Origin of the sequence: Protofrankia sp. Cr1, from assembly GCF_963555865.1 — a bacterium.
In the GTDB taxonomy this organism is placed as follows: domain Bacteria; phylum Actinomycetota; class Actinomycetes; order Frankiales; family Frankiaceae; genus Protofrankia.
This window is the reverse complement of sequence record NZ_CAUVXO010000604.1, coordinates 1-3,057: the sequence shown is the minus strand read 5'-3', so window position 1 is coordinate 3,057 and position 3,057 is coordinate 1. Positions and strand designations below refer to the sequence as shown.

General features: G+C 65.8%; 1 protein-coding gene. It reads left to right on the top strand.

Annotation, left to right across the window (positions count from 1 at the left end):
* Positions 1–500: 500 nt before the first annotated feature.
* The coding region (gene fxsT / locus U9980_RS26565; protein ID WP_322770436.1) for an FxSxx-COOH system tetratricopeptide repeat protein at positions 501–3,057 on the top strand (2,557 nt) is incomplete at its 3' end.

Below are 3,057 nucleotides of genomic sequence, written 5' to 3'. Positions count from 1 at the left end.
GGCGCACTGCCTCATGGACGTTGACCGCCCAGCCCCGCCCGTCATCAACGAGTAGGCCCCGATCGATTCTTTCGGTGATCGTTGGGAGCGCGAGCGCAGGGAAGAGTACGGCGCCGACGTATGCGAACAGGTGTGCCTTCGTGAGACAGGCGAACACTTTCCTTCCCTGGTCCCACCGATGTGTTGGACCGCCCCAGGTGATCCTGCTATCGCTCGCCACATACAACGACGACGGTGCACGTGCGTCGACTGCGACCCACCCGACGAGAGAAGTCATGCACGCTCCGATAGCAAGAGGCTGAGGACGGCCTATAGTAGGTGTGCCGGCCAGCCCAGTTCCATCGACGGCTGGACGTGCCTCCTGCCGCTGCTCGCAGCAGCACGGCCGGGGACGCAACTCCTGGGGCCGCCCGCCGGGGCGGTACGAGGTGTCCCTGCGGGCGCCCCAGGGCGCCCGCACCCAGGTCGAGTCCAGGACGACCGCGGACCTCCCGACCTGCATGACCGGCAGGGTTGCCGGCGCCGCGGCCGGTCGGGGTTGGCCTGCGTGGCAGGCTAGTCACGGTGTGGCACCATTGGGGGTGTGGTCGCAGGCGCGGGGGGCTCAGGTCTTGGAGAAGCGAGTCGATTTTTTCATCTCGCATGCAGGGCCCGATTCCGACTGGGCGCAGTGGGTGGCGGTTACCCTCTTGGATGCCGGATACAGCGTCGAGTTGGACGTGTGGGACTGGACTGCGGGTACCAGCTTCGTCGCAGCGATGAACTCTGCGCTGAGCCGCGCGGTTCGAGTATTGGCCTTGGCTAGTCCAGAGTATTTTGCCCGTACCTGGACCGCGGCCGAGTTGGACGCGGCGATCGTGCGCCAGGTGCAGGACGGCGGGTATCTCGTGCCCGTGCAGATACGGCCATGCGAACCGGGGACGTTCCCACCACTTCTTGATCCCCTTGTTCGGATCGAGCTGGATGGCGTCGATGAACCGGCTGCGAGGGCGCGCCTGTTGGAAGGACTGGCAGGCCCGCGCCGACCAGCGTCGGGGCCGTTCCCATTTCCTGGCTCCGGCGAGGTAGGAAAGCCGCCAGCGGGCCGCTCTGGGCCACCGATTGCCTTTCCGGGGCGTCTGCCGCCCGTCTGGGGCCCGGTGCCTGCGCGCAACCTCTTCTTCACCGGCCGCGAGTCCTTGCTCGCTCGGTTGAATGATCAATTTTCAGGGGAGTCGAGCTCCGTCGCGGTTTCCGCCTTGCAAGGTCTAGGTGGAGCGGGTAAGACGCAGCTCGCGGTCGAATATGTCTGGCGGTCTGCCGATCGGTATTCGATGGTCTGGTGGATTGATGCGGAGACAAGCACATCATTGACCGCAGGACTTGCCGCCCTCGCCGACTCGATGGAGGTCGGCTCTGGTGACATTCCTAGCCGGGCTAGAGCTGCGTTGGCGGAACTGGGCCGCCGCGCAGGTTGGCTGCTTGTCTACGACAACGCAGCCGATGCCGCAGTGGTCACGGAATTTCTGCCACCTTCGCCCGGCCGGCTGATCGTCACTTGCCGCGATCCAGCCCTTTACCGCGTAGGTGCGACTCTGGTCGAGGTTGGCGAGTTCACTCGGGACGAGACGATCGAACTACTGCGCCGTCATGTCCCCAGTCTCGAAACGTCAACTGCCGATCAGCTCGGTCGGGTGCTGGGCGATCTGCCCCTCGCCGTCGACCAGGCTGGCGCATTCCTTGCCGCCAGCGGCATGACCGCCACCAGCTATATCGACCATCTGGGCGCCCACGCGCAGCTGCTGCTCGGCGACGCGACGCTTCACCACGCGGGGCTCGCTGCAACGGTTGCCACCGCATACGAGCGGCTGGCCAGCGAGCATCCCGCCGCCGCCGCCCTGCTCGACCAACTGGCCTGTCTCGCCCCGGAGCCGGTACCCCTCGCAGCACTTCCCACAGGAACCGCCCAGCCGGTCCCAGGGGCACTGCTCGCAGCCGATCCGCTCGCTCTCCACACGGCGCTGGCCGTGATCGGTCGATATGCCCTCGCCCGTCGTTCCGGCACCAGCCTGCACATCCACCGTCTGGTGCACACCATGCTGCGCTCCCGTCGCACCACTACGCAGACTCGTGCGGCCTTGGAAGCCGCGCTGACCCTGCTGGCCACCGCCAGCATCGGCCAGCCGGAAAGCCCCGCCGATTGGCCCGTCTTCGCTGCCCTCACCCCCCACGTCATTGCCGTCGCCTCTCAGCTAGCCGCAACTGACGACCTCACGGAACCTGTCGAATTCCGCCGGCTGCTGGACCGCACCTGCTGGTATCTCCACTGTGCAGGCCAAAATTTCGCGGCTCGCGAACTCGCTGAGCCGGCACGAGACCGATGGATCACACTTCACGGCGCCGACCACTCTTTGAGCCAGACCATCACTATCACGCTCACCGCGGCTATGGCCGACCTCGGCCAATATCAGTCAGCGCGGACCTTGGCGGAAGACACGCTGGCGCGCCGGCGACGGCTGCTTGGTGATGACGACCTCGACTCCCTAGGCGCGGCATCGAACCTCGCCTGTCGGCTCGCCGACCTCGGCGACTATCGGGCGGCCCAAATTCTCGACGAGGATACGCTGAGCCGCTCCCGGCGCGTTTTCGGCGACGATCACGCCTTCACTCTGAACGTAGCGAACAACGTCGGGCTTCGGCTGGCCTCGCTCGGCTACTACACCGAGGCACGGGCATTGCTGAAGGACACCCTCGACCGGCGACGCCGTCTGCTTGGCGACGACAGCCCCGAGACCCTGGGTACGGCAACAAACCTGCTCACAACGATCATCAGCCTTGGCGACCACCGGAGCGCGCGCAAGCTGGCCGAAGATACCCTCGATCGCCAGCGGCGGATATTCGGCGAAGATCACCCGAAGACCCTGGGCTCGGCAAACAATCTTGCTGTCGCTCTGGCGGGTCTTGGGGATTACCAGCACGCGAGGCAACTGGCAGAGGATAACCTCGCTCGCAAGCAGCACCACTTCGGCGATGACCACCCGGATACTTTGGACGCCGCGCACAATCTCTCCATCTGGC